20 protein-coding genes are annotated in these 20,109 nt (G+C 62.6%); 14 read left to right on the forward strand and 6 right to left on the reverse strand.

The window, feature by feature from the left end:
* Positions 1 to 73: 73 nt before the first annotated feature.
* The gene (locus tag C8N32_RS06980; protein WP_107891809.1) at positions 74 to 283 is read left to right on the forward strand and encodes a hypothetical protein; all 210 of its coding nucleotides are present in this window, start codon (positions 74 to 76) and stop codon (positions 281 to 283) included.
* A 2-nt stretch (positions 284 to 285) separates the two neighbouring features.
* A complete protein-coding gene (locus C8N32_RS06985; protein ID WP_107891811.1) occupies positions 286 to 1,767 on the forward strand; it encodes a radical SAM protein in 1,482 nt (493 codons plus the stop codon).
* On the opposite strand, the gene C8N32_RS06990 is transcribed toward C8N32_RS06985, so the two are convergent.
* Complete coding sequence (locus C8N32_RS06990) at positions 1,700 to 1,927, reverse strand: DUF1150 family protein (RefSeq protein WP_107891813.1); 228 nt, start codon at positions 1,925 to 1,927, stop codon at positions 1,700 to 1,702. The genes C8N32_RS06985 and C8N32_RS06990 overlap by 68 nt on opposite strands.
* Positions 1,928 to 1,935: 8 nt before the next feature.
* Entirely contained in the window at positions 1,936 to 2,349 is a 414-nt protein-coding gene (locus tag C8N32_RS06995; RefSeq protein ID WP_107891816.1) for an Hsp20 family protein, read from the reverse strand.
* Positions 2,350 to 2,504: 155 nt separating this feature from the next.
* Here C8N32_RS06995 and C8N32_RS07000 point away from each other — a divergent pair, with 155 nt between their 5' ends.
* The 3 genes from C8N32_RS07000 to C8N32_RS07010 are packed head-to-tail and all read left to right on the forward strand — an operon-like array spanning position 2,505 to position 4,317.
* On the forward strand, positions 2,505 to 2,723 hold the full coding sequence (locus tag C8N32_RS07000; RefSeq protein WP_107891818.1) for a YdcH family protein: 219 nt from the start codon (positions 2,505 to 2,507) through the stop codon (positions 2,721 to 2,723).
* 45 nt (positions 2,724 to 2,768) lie between these two features.
* Positions 2,769 to 3,254, forward strand: coding sequence for a 5-(carboxyamino)imidazole ribonucleotide mutase (gene purE, locus C8N32_RS07005; protein ID WP_107891820.1), 486 nt, complete (start codon positions 2,769 to 2,771; stop codon positions 3,252 to 3,254).
* The gene (locus tag C8N32_RS07010) at positions 3,247 to 4,317 is read left to right on the forward strand and encodes a 5-(carboxyamino)imidazole ribonucleotide synthase (protein ID WP_107891822.1); all 1,071 of its coding nucleotides are present in this window, start codon (positions 3,247 to 3,249) and stop codon (positions 4,315 to 4,317) included. Before purE ends, C8N32_RS07010 begins: the two co-directional genes overlap by 8 nt.
* A 322-nt stretch (positions 4,318 to 4,639) precedes the next feature.
* Here C8N32_RS07010 and groL read toward each other — a convergent pair whose 3' ends face one another.
* Both groL and C8N32_RS07020 read right to left on the reverse strand, forming a co-directional pair.
* Positions 4,640 to 6,280: a chaperonin GroEL gene (gene groL, locus C8N32_RS07015; RefSeq protein ID WP_107891824.1), complete on the reverse strand. Its 1,641-nt coding sequence runs from the start codon at positions 6,278 to 6,280 to the stop codon at positions 4,640 to 4,642.
* Between the two features lie 42 nt (positions 6,281 to 6,322).
* The gene (locus C8N32_RS07020) at positions 6,323 to 6,610 is read right to left on the reverse strand and encodes a co-chaperone GroES (RefSeq protein ID WP_107891827.1); all 288 of its coding nucleotides are present in this window, start codon (positions 6,608 to 6,610) and stop codon (positions 6,323 to 6,325) included.
* A gap of 187 nt (positions 6,611 to 6,797) precedes the next feature.
* On the opposite strand from C8N32_RS07020, the gene C8N32_RS07025 reads away from it, so the two are divergent.
* From C8N32_RS07025 to C8N32_RS07050, 6 genes are all read left to right on the forward strand, one after another.
* Positions 6,798 to 7,718, forward strand: a complete 921-nt coding sequence (locus C8N32_RS07025) for a manganese-dependent inorganic pyrophosphatase (RefSeq protein WP_107891829.1) — start codon at positions 6,798 to 6,800, stop codon at positions 7,716 to 7,718.
* Between the two features lie 57 nt (positions 7,719 to 7,775).
* On the forward strand, positions 7,776 to 8,645 hold the full coding sequence (locus C8N32_RS07030) for a TIGR01459 family HAD-type hydrolase (protein ID WP_107891831.1): 870 nt from the start codon (positions 7,776 to 7,778) through the stop codon (positions 8,643 to 8,645).
* A 118-nt stretch (positions 8,646 to 8,763) separates the two neighbouring features.
* Complete coding sequence (locus C8N32_RS07035; protein ID WP_107891833.1) at positions 8,764 to 9,207, forward strand: MaoC family dehydratase; 444 nt, start codon at positions 8,764 to 8,766, stop codon at positions 9,205 to 9,207.
* Positions 9,208 to 9,239: 32 nt separating this feature from the next.
* Positions 9,240 to 10,178 (forward strand): bifunctional riboflavin kinase/FAD synthetase, encoded by a 939-nt coding sequence (locus C8N32_RS07040; protein ID WP_107891835.1) that lies wholly within the window; start codon positions 9,240 to 9,242, stop codon positions 10,176 to 10,178.
* Positions 10,171 to 10,665, forward strand: coding sequence for a YcgN family cysteine cluster protein (locus tag C8N32_RS07045; RefSeq protein ID WP_107891837.1), 495 nt, complete (start codon positions 10,171 to 10,173; stop codon positions 10,663 to 10,665). The genes C8N32_RS07040 and C8N32_RS07045 overlap by 8 nt, the downstream gene beginning before the upstream one ends.
* On the forward strand, positions 10,665 to 11,735 hold the full coding sequence (locus tag C8N32_RS07050; RefSeq protein ID WP_107891840.1) for a threonine aldolase family protein: 1,071 nt from the start codon (positions 10,665 to 10,667) through the stop codon (positions 11,733 to 11,735). The genes C8N32_RS07045 and C8N32_RS07050 overlap by 1 nt, the downstream gene beginning before the upstream one ends.
* Before the next feature lie 42 nt (positions 11,736 to 11,777).
* Here the strand turns inward: C8N32_RS07050 and gdhA are convergent, their stop codons facing one another.
* Together gdhA and C8N32_RS07060 are read right to left on the reverse strand one after the other, a co-directional pair.
* Entirely contained in the window at positions 11,778 to 13,127 is a 1,350-nt protein-coding gene (gene gdhA, locus C8N32_RS07055; RefSeq protein ID WP_107891842.1) for an NADP-specific glutamate dehydrogenase, read from the reverse strand.
* Between the two features lie 131 nt (positions 13,128 to 13,258).
* Positions 13,259 to 14,227 carry an AraC-like ligand-binding domain-containing protein gene (locus C8N32_RS07060; RefSeq protein ID WP_107891844.1) on the reverse strand — a complete coding sequence of 323 codons (969 nt, stop codon included), beginning with the start codon at positions 14,225 to 14,227 and terminating at the stop codon, positions 13,259 to 13,261.
* 237 nt (positions 14,228 to 14,464) lie between these two features.
* Between C8N32_RS07060 and capB the strand changes: the two genes are divergently transcribed.
* The 3 genes from capB to C8N32_RS07080 all read left to right on the forward strand — a co-directional run bounded on the left by capB (position 14,465) and on the right by C8N32_RS07080 (position 19,957).
* Positions 14,465 to 16,213 (forward strand): caprolactamase subunit beta, encoded by a 1,749-nt coding sequence (capB, locus tag C8N32_RS07065; RefSeq protein WP_107891846.1) that lies wholly within the window; start codon positions 14,465 to 14,467, stop codon positions 16,211 to 16,213.
* 20 nt (positions 16,214 to 16,233) lie between these two features.
* Positions 16,234 to 18,354, forward strand: a complete 2,121-nt coding sequence (gene capA, locus C8N32_RS07070; RefSeq protein ID WP_107891848.1) for a caprolactamase subunit alpha — start codon at positions 16,234 to 16,236, stop codon at positions 18,352 to 18,354.
* Positions 18,355 to 18,934: 580 nt separating this feature from the next.
* A complete protein-coding gene (locus C8N32_RS07080; protein WP_107891853.1) occupies positions 18,935 to 19,957 on the forward strand; it encodes a ribose-phosphate pyrophosphokinase in 1,023 nt (340 codons plus the stop codon).
* Positions 19,958 to 20,109 lie beyond the last annotated feature (152 nt).

Genomic DNA, 20,109 nt, shown 5'->3' on the forward strand with positions numbered 1-20,109 from the left:
TCGTTGATCTTCCTCAAGGTGTCTTTCACATTTTCGACAATCCTTTGGGGGTGGTCGAAACACGGGGGAACCGATGACACAAAAGTCTCTGCTCGACTCTGCCAGCGAAGAGGAAATGGCCGAAGCGCTGACTTTCCTGCGCAACTTCAAGAAGCCCGGCAACGGGTTGGACTCGGCCTCCGAGACCGTCCGTGCCCATGCCTGCAATGAAAACTGCGATTGCTATATCGAACTGGAGGTGTTGCAGGCGGCGGGAATCGGCGGCTACCGCTACGGCAGTTGAGCATGCCGAACCATCTCCGGGCGGGGGGCCTGCCGCTCGCCCGGTTTCGGACCGCGCGGCACGGCTATGTCTACGACGCCGCCACCAACCAGATCCTGCGCCTGCCCGATGACCTGTGGCAGCGCCTGCCGGCCCTTCTTCGCAATAGCGGCGCGCCCCTGCCACGCCTTCTGGCGCGTCTGCAACGGGAGGCGGGCGTCCTGAGCCCCCAACGTCCGGCCCGCGTTACGGCCCGGTCGGTTCCCCATGACGGTGACCGCTTGTTCTCCCTGATCCTGAACGTGACCGAGGCCTGCAATATCCGGTGCGGCTATTGTGTTTACGGTGGCGCCTACATGGGCAAGCGTGCTCATGGCAACCGCCGCATGACGCTGGAAACCGCGAAACGCGCCATCGACCACCTTGCCCGCCACGACGCGAACACCGCCTACCCTTTCCGCATGCTGGGATGGTACGGCGGCGAACCGTTGATGAATTTCGCGCTGATCCGTGAGTCCGCCGCCTGTTTCAAATCGGTCTTTTCCGGGCACGAGGCCCGTTTTCACCTGACCAGCAACGCCGTCCACTGGCCCGATGCGGTTCTGGACTTCCTGATCGCGGAGAAGGTGGACCTCGTCATCAGCCTTGACGGCCCGCAGCCGGTGCATGACCGCAACCGCACCGGGCCGAAGGGGGAGGGCACCCATTCGCGCGTGATGGAAAGCATCGCCCGCCTGCGCGCCCGGTCGGAAAGCTATTTCCGCCGCCACGTCACCCTGAACGCCGTGGGGACGGCCCCGCTGGATCTGGTCGAACTGGACAGGTTCTTTTCCGAATTCCCGGTGCAGGCGGCGCTGTCTTCGGTCGAGCCGACCCAATTCACCCCCGCGACGGACCCGCTGCCCGCCCGAGGCTGGCCGGAAATGAAGGCAAAATTCCTGAAAGGGTGCCTTTCGGGTACGTTCGAAACCCCCGCCTTCCGCGAACGGGGCTACGCCTTTGTTTACTATCTCTTCATCCGGGATATGGAACGCCTGCACCGCCGCATTGTCGACACCGGATTCCCCGAAACCCTGGAGGGGTTTTCCAACTGCGCGCCGGGGCAGGAGCGCCTGTTCGTTTCCACAGACGGGACTTTTGAGACCTGCGAAAAAACGGAAGGCTGCGCAAGAATGCGGCTGGGGAACGTGACAGACGGGGTCAGCGCCCAGGCTGTCACCCGGATCTACAGGGGGTTCAACGCGCTGGGGCACGCAAGCTGCCGATCCTGTTTCAACCTGCGCCTGTGCCGGATATGCTTTGCCCATGCCCAGATGGGCGATGGATTTTCCTCCGCCAAACGGGCATGGAACTGCCGCACATTGCGGGCACGCACCCGTGAAATGCTGTCCCTTTATTGCGAGATTCTGGAACGCGACCCAACGGCGCTGAATTTCATCAGTGAACGTTTACCGGCGACAGGTCGTTCTGCCGTGCCAGCACGAAGGCCAACTGCCGATCCCTGACCAGCGCCAGCCGCTCTCCGCTGACATCATGCACGGCATAGATCTTGTCCATCCCCTGCGCCTGTTCGCGCAACCCCTCGGGCAGGTCTTTCACCCGGACGGGGCGGACGTACACAATCTTTTTCCCGCTTTTCGGGAGATTTTCGTATTCGGCTTCCATGTCAAACCTCACGCCCGGTTGATACGGATTGTTTGCACGACAGTCTCGGGTACCGCACGTTCCAGATCCACGTGCAACAGACCGTTTTCCAGCATGGCACCGGCGACCTCTACGCCTTCGGCCAACACAAAGCTGCGCTGGAACTGGCGCGCGGCAATCCCGCGGTGGAGGAATACACGCTCCGCGCCATCTTCGGCCTGACGGCCGCGGATGACCAATTGCCGGTTCTCGACAGTGATCGAAAGATCTTCGTCGCGAAACCCCGCCACCGCCAGCGTGATGCGATAGGCGTTTTCCGAGGTCTGTTCGATATTGAAAGGCGGATACCCCTCGTTGCCGGCCTTGGCCGTACGTTCGACGAGGCGCTCGAGTTGCTCAAACCCCAACAGGAAGGGATGTGAGCCTAAGGTCAGTTTTGTCATCTGGCAAGTCCTTGATAAAGCGACCTGAAGCGGCCCCGATCATGGCGACCGCCCATCAGATATGGGCACCTCGCCGCGCCCCCGCAAGAGGTTCTTCCCGTGACAGAAGAAAAAGGCTATCTTGATGCGTCGCTAACGGTCTGCCCGGAGCCCCGATGAACATCTCCAGCGAAATGAACTCGGAAGACGTGTTGCGCGTCAAGCTAGAGGTACTGCGCGACGAACATCGCGACCTCGATGACGCCATAAAGGCGCTCCAGGAAAAGGGCACCGCCAGCAGTTTCACGCTGATGAGATTCAAGCGGCAGAAACTGGCTCTGAAAGACCGGATTGCCCGGATCGAGGACCAACTGACACCGGACATCATTGCGTAACACGCGCCGCTGACTATAGTGCCCGCAAATCAAGGCGGGGAAACGATGACCGTAAAAGTCGGCATAATCATGGGCAGCCAGTCCGACTGGCCAACCATGAAAGAAACAGCGGATATTCTGGATACGCTTGGCGTGGCCTACGAAGCGCGGATCGTCTCCGCCCATCGCACGCCCGACAGATTGTGGGAATACGGCAAGACCGCTATCGCGCGCGGGCTGGAGGTTATCGTCGCAGGCGCGGGCGGCGCGGCCCACCTGCCGGGCATGATCGCCAGCAAGACCCGCCTGCCGGTGATCGGCGTGCCGGTGCAGACACGGGCGCTTTCGGGGCTGGACAGCCTTTACTCCATCGTGCAGATGCCGCGTGGATTTCCGGTGGCGACCATGGCGATCGGCGCAGCGGGGGCGGCCAATGCCGGGCTGATGGCTGCCGGAATCCTTGCCTTGAACGATCCGGACCTGGCCCGGCGCCTTGACGACTGGCGGACAGCCCTGTCCACGGCCATCCCCGAGGACCCCCGGCATGACTAAGCCTCTGTCCGGCCTGAAAATCGGTATTCTCGGCGGCGGACAATTGGGGCGGATGCTGTCCGTCGCAGCGTCGCGGCTGGGCTTTTCCTGCCACATCTACGAACCCGTGGCACACCCCCCCGCAGGCGATGTCGCCCAGGAGGTGACCACTGCCCCCTATGACGACAGGGCCGCGCTGAAGGCTTTCGCCAGATCGGTGGACATCGTCACCTATGAATTCGAAAATATCCCGACCGACGCGCTGGACGTCATCGAAGCCCATTGTCCGATCCGCCCCGGTCGCCACGCACTGGAGGTCAGCCAGGACAGGTTGGTCGAAAAGGCATTCCTGACCGATATCGGGCTGAAAACCGCTCCCTTTGCCGCGGTCGACGACCCGGTCGATCTTGCCGAAGTCCTGGAGGAAATCGGCCCGCCGGGACTGCTCAAGACCCGCCGCTTTGGCTACGACGGCAAGGGCCAGGCCCGTGTGACAGAGCCCGCGGATGCCAAGGCCGCCCTTGCCGCGATGGCTGGCGCCCCGGCGATTTACGAGGGGTTCGTGGGATTCTCCCAGGAGATTTCCGTCATCGCCGCGCGCAGCCTTTCCGGGCAGATCGCCTGTTTCGATCCGGGGCAGAATGTCCATCGCGATGGAATCCTGCGCACCACCACCGTGCCCGCACCGCTGACCACCGCCCAGCGCACGGATGCCGTACTGATCGCCGGACGGATCCTGAACGCCCTGGATTACGTGGGCGTCATGGGCGTGGAGATTTTCGTCACCCCCACAGGGTTGCTGGTGAACGAGATCGCTCCGCGCGTACACAATTCCGGCCACTGGACACAAAATGGTTGTGCCATCGACCAGTTCGAACAGCACATTCGCGCCATCGCAGGCTGGCCGCTCGGCGACGGGCGCCGGCACGGCGACATCGAGATGGAAAACCTCATCGGTGCGGATATGGCCCGGCTGCCGGAACTTGCCGCCGATCCCGGCGTGTCCCTGCATCTCTATGGCAAGGCCGAAGCACGGGCAGGCCGCAAGATGGGCCATGCCAACCGCTGGCTGCGCCCCGCGTAGTTGCCGCAAGGGTGCCGCTTGGGGTGGCCGCCCGCCGCCCGCCCGCAAGGCCCTCCTGTGCCCGCCCATGGGGGACGGGTCTGTCCGCCGGGCAGCAGCGTCATCGGGCGGCGGATGGCCGGATCAGGCGCCCCGGTCAGCCTATCGCAGCGCATCCCGACCGCGAACGGCACCCCGGCGATGGGGCACGAACCTGCGGCCCGCAGGAAAGGGGCAGGCGGATTCCGAGACAGGGCTTGTGCCCGGAACCATCGCTCTCCCCCCGGTCGTTTACAAAAGAAAAGGGGCCCGAAGGCCCCTTTCCGTCCGGGTACGGACAACCTTACATCATGCCGCCCATGCCGCCCATGTCGGGCATACCGCCACCGACGGCGTCTTTCTTCTCGGGCTTGTCGGCAATCATCGCTTCGGTGGTGACCAGCAGACCGGCAACCGACGCCGCGTCTTCCAGCGCGGTACGGGTCACCTTGGCCGGGTCGATCACGCCGAACTTGAACAGGTCGCCATACTCTTCGGTCTGGGCGTTGAACCCGAAGTTCTTGTCGTTGCTTTCGCGGATCTTGCCCGCCACAACGGCACCATCGACACCGGCGTTCTCGGCGATCTGGCGCAGCGGCGCCTCAAGCGCGCGGCGAACGATCGCGACACCGGCATCCTGATCGGAGTTCTCGCCGGTCAGGCCGTCAAGCGCCTTGCTGCCTTGCACCAGAGCGACACCACCCCCCACGACGATGCCTTCCTGCACCGCGGCACGGGTGGCATTGAGCGCATCGTCAACACGGTCCTTGCGCTCTTTCACTTCGACTTCGGTCATGCCGCCGACGCGGATGACGGCTACGCCGCCAGCCAGCTTGGCCACGCGTTCCTGAAGCTTTTCGCGGTCGTAATCGCTGGAGGTTTCCTCGATCTGCTGGCGCAGCTGGGCGACACGGGCTTCGATCTCGGCCTTGTCGCCGGCACCGTCCACGATCGTCGTCTCGTCCTTGGTGATGGACACTTTCTTGGCAGTGCCCAGCATGTCCATGGTGACGTTTTCCAGCTTCATGCCCAGGTCTTCGCTGATGACCTGACCGCCGGTCAGGATAGCAATGTCCTGCAGCATGGCCTTGCGGCGATCCCCAAAGCCCGGCGCCTTGACGGCGGCGATTTTCAGGCCGCCCCGCAGCTTGTTGACCACCAGCGTGGCCAGGGCTTCGCCCTCGACGTCTTCGGCAATGATCAGCAGCGGCTTTTGCGACTGGATGACCGACTCGAGCAGCGGCACCATCGGCTGCAACGACGAAAGCTTCTTCTCGTGCAGCAGGATCATGCAGTCTTCCAGATCGGCGATCATCTTTTCCGGATTGGTCACGAAGTAGGGCGAAAGGTAACCGCGATCGAACTGCATCCCTTCAACGACCTCGACCTCGGTCTCCATGCCTTTGTTTTCTTCGACGGTGATGACACCCTCGTTGCCGACCTTTTGCATCGCATCGGCGATCTGGCGCCCGATCGAGGCCTCGCCATTGGCCGAAATGGTTCCGACCTGCGCAACTTCGTCGGAATCGTTTACGGGGCGGGCCGCGGCCTTGATCGCTTCGACGACTTTCGCGGTGGCAAGATCGATACCACGCTTCAGATCCATCGGGTTCATGCCGGCGGCGACCGCCTTCATGCCTTCGCGAACGATGGCCTGCGCCAGAACGGTGGCGGTGGTGGTGCCGTCGCCGGCCTCGTCATTGGTGCGCGAGGCGACTTCCTTCACCATCTGCGCGCCCATGTTTTCGAACTTGTCTTCCAGTTCGATTTCCTTGGCAACGGTCACACCGTCCTTGGTGATCCGCGGCGCGCCGAAGGATTTTTCGATCACCACGTTGCGGCCTTTGGGGCCCAGCGTCACCTTCACGGCATCGGCCAGGATGTTGACGCCCTTCAACATGCGGTTGCGGGCATCGGTTTCAAACTTGACGTCCTTAGCAGCCATTGTTGCTTGCTCCTGAATGTCTGGGGTTGAGGTTCAGCGAAATCAGGCGTTCACGCCCAGGATGTCGCTTTCCTTCATGATCAGCAGTTCTTCGCCGTCGATCGTTACTTCGGTGCCCGACCATTTGCCGAAAAGAATGCGGTCGCCTTCCTTGACGGACATGGGGATCAGCTCTCCGCTGTCCTTGCGGGCGCCTTCGCCGCAGGCAATCACTTCGCCTTCGGCCGGCTTTTCTTTTGCGCTGTCGGGGATGATCAGGCCGCCCCTGGTCTTCTCGTCGCTCTCGACACGGCGGACCAGAACCCGGTCATGCAACGGTTTGAATGCCATCTTCGAACGCTCCTTCGTTCACGGTTCAGCATATATTGTCACTCACACCGGGTGAGTGCTAACAGCGCCGAAATAGGCACCGCTCCAAGCCCTGTCAACACCTTCGCCGCAGAAAATTCCGACCCCCGTGACAATAGGGCGTCCCCCCCCTATAAGGGCGGCGAATTCACGCAACCCGGACGAAGACATGACCATCAAAGTTATCGGCCACAAGGCCCCCGACACCGATTCAACCGGCTCACCACTGATCTGGGCGTGGTACCTGAGCGAGGTTGCCGGCAAACCCGCCGAAGCCAAGCTGTTGGGATCCCCCAATACCGAGGCCCTGTTCATGCTGGACCGCTGGGGCTTCGAACAACCGGAAATCATTGGCGACGTCGCCCCAGGCGAGGATGTCGTGATCGTGGATACCAACAACGTGGCCGAGCTGCCCCCCCGCATCAATGAAGCCAATGTCATCGCCCTGATCGATCACCACCTCCTGCAGGGCGGCCTGAAAACCCGCACCCCGATCGACATTACCGTGCGCCCGCTGGCCTGCACTGCCACCATCATGTACGATCTGATGGGCGATGCGGCTACGAAGATGCCCGACAACATCAAGGGCGCGATGCTGTCCTGCATCCTCTCCGACACGATGGAGTTCCGCTCCCCCACGACAACACCGGTGGACAGGGCTCTGGCCGAGAAACTGGCCGCCGAACTGGGCATCTCCATCCCCGATTACGCGGCGGAAATGTTTGCCGCGAAATCCGATGTCTCCGCTTTTTCCGACGCCGAACTGTTGCGCATGGATTCCAAGCAGTACGACGTGAGCGGCAAATCCTTCCGCATCAGCGTTCTGGAAACGACCTCTCCCGACACGGTCCTGTCCCGCAAGGACAGCCTGATGGACACGATGAAAACCGTCGCCGCCGAGGATGGTGTAGACCAGGTGCTGCTGTTCGTGGTGGACATCCTGAACGAACAGGCCACCCTCCTGGTCCCCAACGAGCTTGTGAAAACCGTCGCCGAGAAAAGCTTCGCGGTGAAGCCCCAGGGCGATACGGTAATCCTGCCCGGCATCGTCAGCCGCAAAAAGCAGATCATTCCCAACCTTCAGGTCTGACCTGCCGCCAACGAAAGGGCGCCGGATTGGCGCCCTTTGCTGCACTCAGGACACGCCATGACCCGCATCATCGACAGTCTCGACCAGGTTTCCACCGCCTATGACGCCCTTTTCGTTGACCTTTGGGGCTGCGTCCACAACGGGCGGGAGGCCTTCCCCGCCGCTGTGGACGCCCTGCGCCGGTTCAAGGCCCGTGGGGGCATCGTGGTGTTGCTGACCAACGCGCCGCGCCACCGCGCCAGCGTCGCGAAACAGCTTGACGACCTGGGCGTGCCCGAAGATTGCTGGGACACCATCGCCACCTCGGGCGACAGCGCGCGGGCGGCGATGTTCAGGGGGGCTGTCGGCGAAAAGGTCTACTACATCGGGACCGAGTTCGACCTGACCTTCTTCGACCCGCTCCGCATCGTGGAAAACCCGGTATCCGTCACCCGCGTACCGCTGGATCAGGCCGAAGGAATCGTATGCACCGGCCCCTTCGATGCCCATGCCGACCCGGCCGGGATGCGCCCGCAGTTCCTTTACGCCAGGCAGAAAGGGCTGAAGCTTTTGTGCGCCAACCCCGACATCGTGGTGGACCGGGGCGAAACACGCGAATACTGCGCCGGCGCGCTGGCCCGGCTTTACACCGGGATGGGCGGCGAAAGCCTCTATTTCGGCAAACCTCACCCACCGATCTACGACCTCGCCCGCCAACGGCTGGCAAGGATTGCAGAGATCCCCGACACCCGCATCCTGTGCATCGGAGACGGCATTGCCACCGACATCCGCGGCGCTCTGGGGGAGGATCTCGATTCGCTTTTCATCACCGGAGGACTGGCGGCGGAGGAAACCCGCACCACCGCACAGCCCGACCCCGGCGCACTGAACGCTTTCCTGGCCCGCGAAATGTCCAGCCCGTCCTATGCCATCGGCTTTCTGCGCTGAAGGCCTCTGCGTAATTTTCTTGCGGTTGACCGTCACGTTGCGTTAAAAAGTTTCTGCTGCAATTGCAGTATTCGCACCATGCATCTATGCTGCACTGCAACAACACCGGGGGTTAGGAATGCTGGACAACATGCCACGCGGTACGATTTGCATCGAAGATATCGAGATCGGCATGCGCCGCCATCTGCGCAAACAGATCACAGACCGGGATATCGAACTGTTTGCAGAGGTCTCGACCGACCACAACCCGGTTCACCTTGACGAAAGCTACGCACAAGACACCATCTTCCAGGGTCGAATCGCCCACGGTATGCTGACGGCGGGGCTGATCTCCGCAGTGATCGGAGAGCAGCTTCCGGGGCACGGTACGGTTTACATGGGCCAGACGCTGAAATTCCTAGCCCCCGTGCGCCCCGGCGACATGGTACTGGCCGAAGTCGAGGTGACTGCGATTGATCACCGCAAACGCCGGGTGACCCTTGATTGTCGCTGCATGGTGGGCGATACGGTCGTCCTCAAGGGGGAGGCCCTGGTCCTTGCCCCCAGCCGGAAATTTGACTGAACGCGCCGGGCCTCCGGTGCAATCGGGGGCCGATGAAAACCTTTACCACCTGGAAAGGGCTGGACAGCGCCGCCCAGGGCGCCGCCGCCGCGATCGGAAATTTCGACGGAGTCCACCTGGGCCACCGCGAAGTGATCGAGATCACCCGCAAGGAAGCCGCGCGCCGCAACGCACCGCTGGGGATCCTGACTTTCGAACCCCACCCGCGTGAGTTCTTCGCCCCCGATGCCCCCCCCTTTCGCCTGATGAATGCCGAGGCCAAGGCCAACCGGCTGGCCAAACTGGGGGTGGAGAACCTCTACCAGTTGCCGTTCGACACCCAGATCGCGGACCTCACACCCGAAGCCTTCGCGCGTGAGGTCATCGCGCGGGGGCTGGGGCTGGCACATGTCGTCGTGGGGGCCGATTTCCGCTTTGGCAAAGGACGCAAGGGCTCGGCACAGGATCTCGTCCGCTTCGGGGAAAAGATGGGCTTCGGCGTCAGCGCGGCGGATCTTCTCTCCAACGGGGGGGCGGCGGTCTCGTCCACCTCGATCCGCGCGGCCCTCAGTGCAGGGCGCCCACGCGATGCCGCCGCGATGCTGGGCCACTGGCACCGGATCGAGGGCGAAGTGCTGCACGGCGATGCCCGCGGCCGTGCCCTGGGCTTCCCCACCGCGAACATGTCAATCCAGGGGCTGCACCGCCCGCGCCTTGGTGTCTACGCCGTGAAAGTGGACGTGCTGAGCGGCCCGCATCGGGGCTGCCATGATGGCGTCGCGTCGATCGGGGTGCGCCCGATGTTCGGAGAAAACCAGCCCAATTGCGAAACCTTCCTGTTCGATTTTTCCGGCGATCTTTACGGCGCGCATCTGTCCGTCGCGCTGGTGGACTTCCTGCGCGACGAAGCAAAATTTCAAAATCTCAACGCGCTGGTCGAGCAGATGCATATCGACAGCGCCCGCGCCCGCGCGGTTCTGGCCGATGCCTGAACCGTCCTCCCCCACACGTCCGGACCCGATCTGCCGGGAAGGGTTACGCCCAAGGTTCTGGGAAAAGGTTTCGCTGAAGAACCTGACCCCGAAAGAATGGGAAGCCCTGTGCGACGGATGTGGCAAGTGCTGTCTGAACAAACTGGAAGACGCCGATACAGGCGAGATCGTGTTCACCCGTATCTCCTGTCGTCTGCTGGACGACGAAACCTGCCGCTGCGCCCACTACGTAGTGCGCCGGACCATCGTTCCCGAATGTGTACAACTGAACCCCGGCACGTTGGGAGACGTCGCATACTGGATGCCCATCACCTGTGCCTACCGGCTGTTGTGGGAAGGGAAGACCCTTTACGACTGGCATCCGCTGGTGTCAGGTGACCCCGAAAGCGTGCACCGCGCGGGCATCTCGGTGCGCGGCTGGACAGTACCCGAACTGGACGTCCCCGTCGAAGACTGGGAGGACCATGTGATCGAAGAGGATTTGTGATGCACTTCGCCTCGGACAACACCGCCCCCGTTCCCCCACAGGTGCTGGAGGCACTGATTGCGGCAAATCACGGCTATGCCATGCCCTATGGGGCGGATGCCCTTATGGGGGAGGTCCGTGACCGGATCCGCCACGCATTCGAGGCCCCCGAAGCCGAAATCTACCTTGTTGCCACGGGCACGGCGGCGAATGCGCTGTCCCTGGCCTGCCTGTGCCCGCCCTGGGCCACCGTATTTTGCCATCGCAACGCCCATATCGAGGAAGACGAATGCGGCGCACCGGAATTTTATACCGGCGGGGCAAAGCTGACCCTGATCGACACGCCCCATGCCAGACTGACCCCCGGCAAGCTGGAAAAAGCCATCTCCTTCACCGGACGTGGTGGCGTACATAACGTGCAGCGCGGCGTCGTATCCCTGACCAATGCGACCGAGGCGGGCACCGTATATTCCGCGGGCGAGGTCGCGGCACTGTGCACGGTGGCAAAGGGCTATGGCCTGCCGGTGCATATGGATGGTGCGCGCTTTGCCAACGCTCTTGTCCGCGCCGGTTGCACCCCCGCCGAAATGACATGGAAAGCGGGGGTGGATGTTCTCTCCTTCGGCGGCACGAAGAACGGGCTGATGGGGGTGGAGGCGGTGGTCTTGTTCGACCCCTCCCGCGCTTGGGAGTTCGAACTGCGCCGCAAGCGGGGGGCGCATCTGTTTTCCAAGCATCGCTACCTGTCGGCGCAAATGGCAGCCTACCTGCGCGACGACCTGTGGCTGAAGCTTGCCGCCCGGGCCAACGCCGCCGCAACGCGCCTGTCGGAAGGCCTTGCGGCCCTGCCCGGTGCAAGACTTCTTCACCCCAGCGAGGCCAACTCTGTCTTCGCGGAATGGCCGCGCGCCGGGCACCGCAGGGCGCAAAAGGCAGGGGCGCAGTACTACCTCTGGCCAATGGACCAAACCCTGACAGGCCCGGACGACGCACCGCTGTCGGCGCGGATGGTCTGTTCGTGGTCGACCACCGATGAGGACGTTGACGCGTTCCTGCGCCTCGTTAAAGGCAAGACCACAGAGCGGGCGTAAGAAGGGGCGCCAGTCGCCGCCCCCCCCCGCTTCAGACGCCGCCTAGATCACACCCTGTGCACGCATGGCCTCTGCCACGCGGACGAACCCGGCGATATTGGCTCCCAGGACGTAATCGCCCGGCACGCCGTAATCCTCCGCCATCGCCGCGCACCGGTCATGGATTCGGTGCATGATTTCGGCCAGCCGCTCCTCGGTCCGTTCGAATGTCCAGCTGTCGCGTGAGGCGTTTTGCTGCATCTCCAGCGCCGAGGTTGCCACCCCGCCGGCATTGGCGGCCTTGCCCGGCGCAAAAAGAATACCCGCCTGTTGAAACACACGCACCGCCTCGGGTGTAGACGGCATGTTGGCACCTTCGCCCACGGCGATAACGCCGTTCTTGACCAGCGCGCGGGCATCGCCGCCGGTCAGTTCGTTCTGGGTGGCCGATGGCATCGCCACATCGCAGGGCACATCCCAGATCGAACCGCTCTCGACGTAGTGGCACTCTCCCCCCTTCAGGCGGACATACTCCCGGATGCGCTGCCGGCGGACCAGCTTGATCTCCTTGACCAGACCCAGATCGATCCCGTTCTCATCGACGACATACCCGCCGGAATCCGAACAGGCGACGACCTTCCCGCCGAAAGACTGCACCTTTTCCATGGTATAGATGGCAACGTTTCCCGAACCGGACACGGTGCAGGTCTTGCCATCGAAACTGTCGCCCTGAGTGGCCAGCATGCGCTGCACGAAATAGGTGTTGCCATAGCCCGTTGCCTCGGTCCGGGCGCGGGAGCCACCGTAAAGGATTCCCTTCCCGGTCAGCACGCCGGATTCGAACCGGTCCGTCAGACGCTTGTATTGGCCGAACATATAGCCGATCTCCCGCCCGCCGACACCGATATCCCCTGCGGGCACATCGGTCTTGTCTCCGATGTGGCGGTGCAACTCGGTCATGAAGGACTGGCAAAAGCGCATTACCTCGCCGTCAGAGCGCCCGTGAGGGTCGAAATCGGATCCCCCTTTCGCGCCCCCGATCGGCAAGCCGGTCAGCGCGTTCTTGAACACCTGCTCAAAGCCCAGAAACTTCACAATGCTGAGGTTGACCGAAGGATGAAACCGGATCCCCCCCTTGTACGGCCCCAGGGCGGAATTGAACTGCACCCGGAACCCGCGGTTTACACGGGTCTGGCCGCTGTCATCGACCCACGGCACCCGGAAAATGATCTGGCGCTCCGGTTCGCACAGGCGTTCCAGCAGGCCGTCCTCCGCGTATTCGGGGCGCTTGGCGACAACCCGGCCAAGGCTTTCGAAAACCTCGCGCACCGCCTGATGAAACTCGGCCTCACCGGCATTGCGGCACAAAACCTCGGTGAGGATATGTTCGATTCTTTCGTTGATAACGGACAAGGGACACTCCTGTTCGGAGAGGCGTCAGAAACGACTCAACCTGAAATTGCAACAAGGCTGGTTGATGCGCCCCATGGGCAGGAATGGCAATCCACACTTTCTGTCGCAGGACCAGGAACACCTGCGCCGGTTCAGGCCCCCGGATCTATAGGGGCGCAGGGGGTCTTGCGAAACTCGGACGGGGTTATCCCGAAGCGGGCCCTGAACAGGCGCGAGAACTGCGCGTGATCGGCGAAACTGAAACGATAGGCGACCTCCGAGATCGGCAGATCCGGCGCCGCCTGAAGGCGGTCGCGCGCGGCGATCAGGCGCTGATCACGGATGTACTGGCCAACCGTGGAACCGGAATCACGAAACAGGTCATGCAGGTAGCGTTTCGAAACCCCGCAACTTTCAGCGACCAGATCGGGTGAAAGCTCCGGGTTTTTAAGATTCAGGCGGACGAACCGCTCCGCGCGGCGCAAATGCGCCGCCCGCACCGCGGAGTGACCGCTTTCACGCCCCTCGGCCCCGGCCAGCGCGAGGCCCAGAAGTTCCAGCAACTGGCGGCCAAGGGTTTCGCGCGCCTCGGGCGGCAGGCCTTCCCTATGGGCCTGGGCGTGGCGCAGCATCGTGGCAAAAAGTGCCGCCGCCCCGGTATGCGTCTGAAAAACGCGGGCGCAGAATCTGTCGGGCTGGCGCACCCTCTCGGACAAGACCTTGCGGTTGACCTTGAGCACCAGAAGATCGTTGGATTGTTCATAAGCGAAACGGTAAGGTTCATCGCCACGTTCAAGCAGAAAGGCGCCCGGCTCGCACCGGACCTCATACCCCAGCTGGCGAAAGGTCACCCCCGACCGGCAAGGCAGCGTCACGAGATATTCGTCCTGCTGCGCCGCGCGGATATGGGCGGGCAGGCGTTCGTAGCTGACCGGATCCGATTGCAGGCGTGACAGGCTGGCATGACCCAGGGCGGTGCGGCACAGCCGGCCGTTGAAACGGTCCGGGTCACGGAACCGAAGGCTCAACGGGTAATACGAGGCCTGAACGGCCTCCTGCCACCGTTGAGACCGAAGCCGCAACTCCATCGCGGCCGTCGAGAATTCAAACTCGGCGGTCATGGTCTTCCTCCTTAAGGAAAAGATACGCGAAAAGCTGCTGCGAAACAGGAAAATCCGGCACCTTTGCACGCAAGGACAAGGCTTTGTTCACGGGGGATCAAGGTTTGTGCGCCGTGGGTCAAACCCTTCTGCCTTGCGCGTCAAGACCGGCGGCACGGTTCTGCGCAATCCTGTCCGACATGCAAGCGCGCACGGGAGGAAACGTGGCGCGCCCCTGCATCAACGGAGGAGCAACCCATGACCACATCCCACGTGGACCCCATCACCTTGTCGGTGGTGCGGGGCGTTCTGGAAACGACCCAACGGGAAATGACACTGGCGCTGGAAAAAACGGCGCGCAGTTCCGTCTTCAACCTTGCGCACGACTATTCCACAGCCCTGTTCAACCACACGCCCGAAATGATCCTGCAAGGACAGGACATCCCGATTCACCTTGGCTCTCTGATCCCGGCGATGAAAGCCGTCAGCGACTTCTTCGATGGCGACATCAACGAAGGCGACCTGATCCTGCACAACGACCCCGACTATGCCGGAAGTCACATCATCGACACCTGTATGTATTACCCGGTGTTCTACAAGGGGGAACTGGTCTTCTGGACGGTCTGCAAGGGCCACCTGACCGATATCGGCGGCCCGGTCCCTGCCGGCTACAATCCCGAGGCCCGGGAAATCTACGCCGAGGGGCTGCGCATCCCACCGGTAAAGATCTGGGACAGGGGCGTCGCGCGCCACGATGTCCTGAACCTTCTGCTGACCAACATGCGTGCCCGCCGCGACCAGGAAGGCGATTTCAACGCCCTGATCGGTGCCTGCCAGGTGGGGGCGCGCAATCTCGTCGCGCTGATGGACAAGTACGGCAAGGATGTGGTGCAGGACTGCATCGAGGAACTGCTGGCAATGGCCAACCGCCACATGGACGGCCTGATCGTCCAGGTGCCCGACGGCACCTACACCGGCACCGCGATCCTTGAAGACGCGGGCCACGGTTTCGGCGATTTCGAGATCACGGCCACCGTCACCATCAACGGCGAAAGATGTCATATCGCCATCAGCAGCCCTCCGCAGGTGCCTTATTTCATCAACTCCTACGAAGGCAACAGCTACTCGGGCGTCTATCTTGGCCTGATGATGTTCGCCCAATTGCCCCCGCCCTACAATGAAGGGCTCTACCGTAACGTGACGGTGGACATGGGGCCGAAAGGCACGCTGTGCAACGCCAAACCCCCCGCCCCCCACATGAACTGCACCACCACGCCGATGGAAACCCTGACCGACGCCGTGCGCCTGGCCTTCGAACAGGCCGCCCCGGCCAAGGTCTCTGCCAGTTGGGGTCATGCCAACGGCTGCAACATCGCCGGATGGGACAACCGCCACGATGAGGAGTTCGTGACGATGGTCCTGGCGTCGATCATCTCCGGCGCAGGCGCAACGGCAACCCAGGACGGCTGGCATGCCTGCGGGCCGCAATGCTGCTTCGGTGCGCTGACATCGGGGGATATCGAGATGCTCGAACACTCCTACCCCATCGTCATCCATGAATACGGGCTGATAACGGATTCGGGCGGTGCGGGCCGTTTTCGCGGCGGCTCCGGCACACGATGGGAAGTGGAACCCCTGAGCGGGGAGATGACGCTCGTAACATTCGGGGAGGGCCGGCGCATCCCCGCCATGGGCGCTGCGGGGGCACAATCGGCCCTGACCGCAAAAAAGGTCGGCCGGCTGGAACTGAGCCGAAACGGCGCAACCCAAATCCTCACCGACAATGTCATCGAAACCCTGCATCCCGGAGAACGCGCGGCCAATATCAGCCCCGGCGGGGGCGGTCACGGCAACCCGTTCGAGCGCGATGTCGTCCGGGTTCTCGAAGACGTCCGCAACGGCATCGTCTCTGTGGAAGGCGCGCAGCACGATTACGGCGTCATCATTACCGACGCCGAAAACCTGACCGTCGACCACGAGGCCACCGCCAGGGCCCGCCAGGCCTGACCAACAGAGAGGACATCGAAATGACAAAAACCTATCGTCTCGGCATCGACGCCGGCGGCACCTTCACCGACTTTATCCTGTCCGACACAAAAGGAGACCTGCGCATCTTCAAGACGCTCTCCACCCCGAAGGACCCGACGCAGGCCGTAAAGAACGGGCTGGCCCTGATCACCGCCGAAACCGGGCTGAGCGCAGAAGAGATCGTCTCCAACGCCGATCTGTGCATCAACGGCACCACCGTGGGCCTGAACGCGCTGATCACCCATACCGGCGCGAAAACGGGCCTGATCGCCACGCAGGGCCATACGGATTCCATCGAGATCCGCCTCGGGCACAAGGAAGACGGCCACCGCTATGATCCGAACTATCCCCCGGCGACCATGCTGGTTCCCCGTCACTTGCGCCATGGCATACGGGAGCGGGTGCTTTCAGACGGATCGGTCCGCACACCGCTCAACGAGGACGATGTTCGCGCCGCATGCCTGAAATTTCGCCAGGCGGGGGTAGAGTCAGTCGCCGTCAGCTTCGTTTGGTCGGTCCTGCATCCGGAGCACGAAATCCGCGCCGCCGGGATCGTCCGCGAGGAACTCCCCGGCATCCACCTGACTGTCGGCAGCCAACTCTACCCTCAGGTGCGCGAATACACCCGCACCTCTACAGCGGTGGTAAATGCCTACCTCGCCCCGATCCTGCAACGCTACGTGGCCGCGATCGACGCCTACTTCCAGGACCTCGGAGCGCGCCGTCCGGTGCGGTATTTCCAGTCGAACGGCGGGCTTGCGCCCGGCAATGTGGTCACTGAACAATCGGTCTACGCGATCAATTCCGGTCCGGCCTCGGCCCCGCAAGCGGCGCTGGATGTAGCCCGCCCATGGGCGGAGAAAAACATCATCACCTGCGATATGGGGGGCACCTCCTTCGACATCACGCTGACCCGCAACGGCAAAGCCAATATCAACAAGAACATAGACTTTCTGCGCTATCGCATCGGCATTCCGATGATCCAGGTGGAGACGCTGGGTGCGGGTGGCGGATCGATCGGCTGGATCGACGACATGGGGCTGTTGCAGATGGGGCCGCACTCTGCCGGATCGGAACCGGGTCCGGCCTGTTACGGCCGTGGCGGGGAACGCCCCACCACCACGGATGCGCATCTGGTTCTGGGCTACCTGAACCCCGGCGGCCTGGTGGGCGGACGCCTGCCACTGGACGTGCAAAAAGCCCGCGCCGCTATCAAGACCCACCTGGCGGACCCTCTGGGCATCAGCGTGGAGCGCGCCGCCTACGGCATGTTCACCATTGTCAACGTCAACATGGTGAATGCCATCCGCCGGGTGTCGGTGGAACGGGGCTACGACCCGCGCGACTTCGTGCTGATGGGGGCGGGGGGCGCAACCGGCGCCCATATCACCGCGCTGGCACGGGAAATGGGCATCTCCAAGGTTCTGGTCAGCAAGCTGGCATCCGGGCTGTGCGCGTATGGGCAGATCATCTCGGACGTCAAGTACAACCACATGGCCCCCGCCCCTCTGCGTCTGCACGGCGCCGAAGCGGCAAAAACCCTGAACGACTTGTTCACCTCCCTCGAAGCCAGGGGCCGCGAGGATCTCTCCGCAGACGGGTTTTCCGAGGGGGAAATATCGGTCAGCCGGACGTTGGACATGCGCTATGTCGGCCAGGTCCACGAATGCACCGTAGAGATCGGCGCTTTCGACGTGACCCTCTCCACGCTGGAAGACATCAAGGCCGCCTTCCACGCCCGCCACAAGGAACTTTACACCTATGACGAGCCGCATAACGCTGTCGAGGTCGTGAATGTCGAAAGTACCGTTACCGGACATCTGACCAAGCCCGAGCACATGCATGTCGCGCCGGGGAAAAGCGCCGCACGGGCCCTGAAGGATCACCGTGACATGGTTTTCAACGCCGATGGTGTGGCACAGAACACACCGGTTTACGACGGTGGGGCACTGGGTGCCGGGGATACCCTGCACGGACCTGCGGTGATCGAGGAGGTCACGACCACCATTGTCGTGGAACCGGGCTGGACAGTCACCCTGCACGAGACCGGTACATACCTGATCGAGGCCGATACCGCACCGGGCGTGTCGCGCCGCCAGGCGGCCCTGGCAGTGGCCTGACACACGGCAGGCGCCGCACCCGCGTTGTTCCGCCAGATTTGCCTTGCCTTACATGCGGGCAACGCGAGGCAGACAACGGCGCCGGGCAGGCGTTCGGCGCCTGCCCATTGCGCCCCAAAAGGGACGGATGTTCACCTGAGGGGCTGCGGCTGAACCTGCCGGGCAAACGGCAAGACCCGCGACAACCGGGCCTGAAAGCCCCAACCCGACCCCAATCTTTCCTTGCAACACAGGGGCCGGCGCGATTGCACACGCGTCCCGGAGGCCTCCGCAATCGGGCGAAAGTCAGGGATGCAGGTTGCCACTCTGGCGCACCGCCCGAAATCGCCAATCGCCCGCAGGCCGCCAACATCTGTGGTTTCCGGATCGTGCGTGGGAATCGCCGGCACATATCCTGCCGGGCCCTGTCCGGAAAGCAGAGATCTTCCGGTTTCCCTTGCGCATTCTGCCTGAAAGCCATTGCAAAACGATACGGGAACCCACCATGCGGCAAATCCATAACGGGTTATTGTTTGCAAGCGCGCAACCGAATGGTAAGCGGTGCCCAAAATCATATTCCGCTTATCGGGGACCCGCTGTCATGCCCAAAACCCACGAACCCAAACTTATCGCCGGGAACGCCAACCGCCCGCTGGCCTGCGCCATCGCCCGGCGCATGTCGATGCACAGAGGTATGAATGTCAGGCCGGTCGATGCACGGGTGGAGCGGTTCAACGATCAGGAAGTTTTTGTCGAGGTGTTCGAAAATGTCCGGGGTGAGGACATGTTCATCATTCAGCCCACGTCGAATCCGGCCAATGACAACCTGATGGAATTGATGATTATCGCCGACGCCCTGCGCCGGTCCAGCGCCGCGCGGATTACCGCCGTGATTCCCTATTTCGGTTACGCCCGGCAAGACCGGCGGACCAAGGCGCGGACCCCGATCAGCGCCAAGCTGGTGGCCAATCTGCTGACCGAGTCCGGAATCGAGCGTGTCCTGACGATGGATCTGCACGCCGCGCAGATTCAGGGCTTCTTCGACATCCCCGTGGACAACCTCTATGCCGCGCCGGTTTTTGCACTGGATATCGAACATCATTTCCGCGGCAACATGGACAAGATTACCGTCGTTTCCCCCGATGTGGGCGGGGTCGCACGCGCACGGGAACTGGCACAAAGGATCGGCTCCGGCCTGGCCATCGTCGACAAGCGTCGCGTACGCCCCGGCGAAGTCGCGGAAATGACCGTGATCGGCGATATCGAAGGGCAGACCTGTATCATCGTCGATGACCTGTGCGATACCGCCGGAACGCTGTGCAAGGCCGCCGGGCTGCTGGTGGACAAAGGCGCGGCCGAAGTTCACGCCTACATTAGCCACGGTGTATTTTCCGGCCCGGCGGTGGAGCGGATCACCAGTTCCCAGCTGCAATCCGTGGTCGTTACCGACTCCATCCAACCCACCGTGCCGGTCGAAGCCGCCCGGAACATCCGCATCGTCCCCACCGCGCCCATGTTTGCACAGGCAATCACGAATATCTGGCAGGGAACCTCCGTTTCATCGCTTTTCGAGCATGAAACACTCGCCCCGATCTATGAAGGGCTTTACGCGCTGAACGGCTAAATCGTTTTGCATTTAATCTGAGGCATATCCGGCAGTTTTGAGGAAGTTCCAGCACTTTTGCGGGTCGAACATCTCGCGGATGTCTCCGAGGGCCCGGAACAAGGTGTCGAAGGGTCTGGCACCCATGCGTCTCAGGTGGGCCTTGAGCTTCG

The sequence above is a fragment of the Rhodovulum imhoffii genome (assembly GCF_003046545.1).
Classification (GTDB): domain Bacteria; phylum Pseudomonadota; class Alphaproteobacteria; order Rhodobacterales; family Rhodobacteraceae; genus Rhodovulum; species Rhodovulum imhoffii.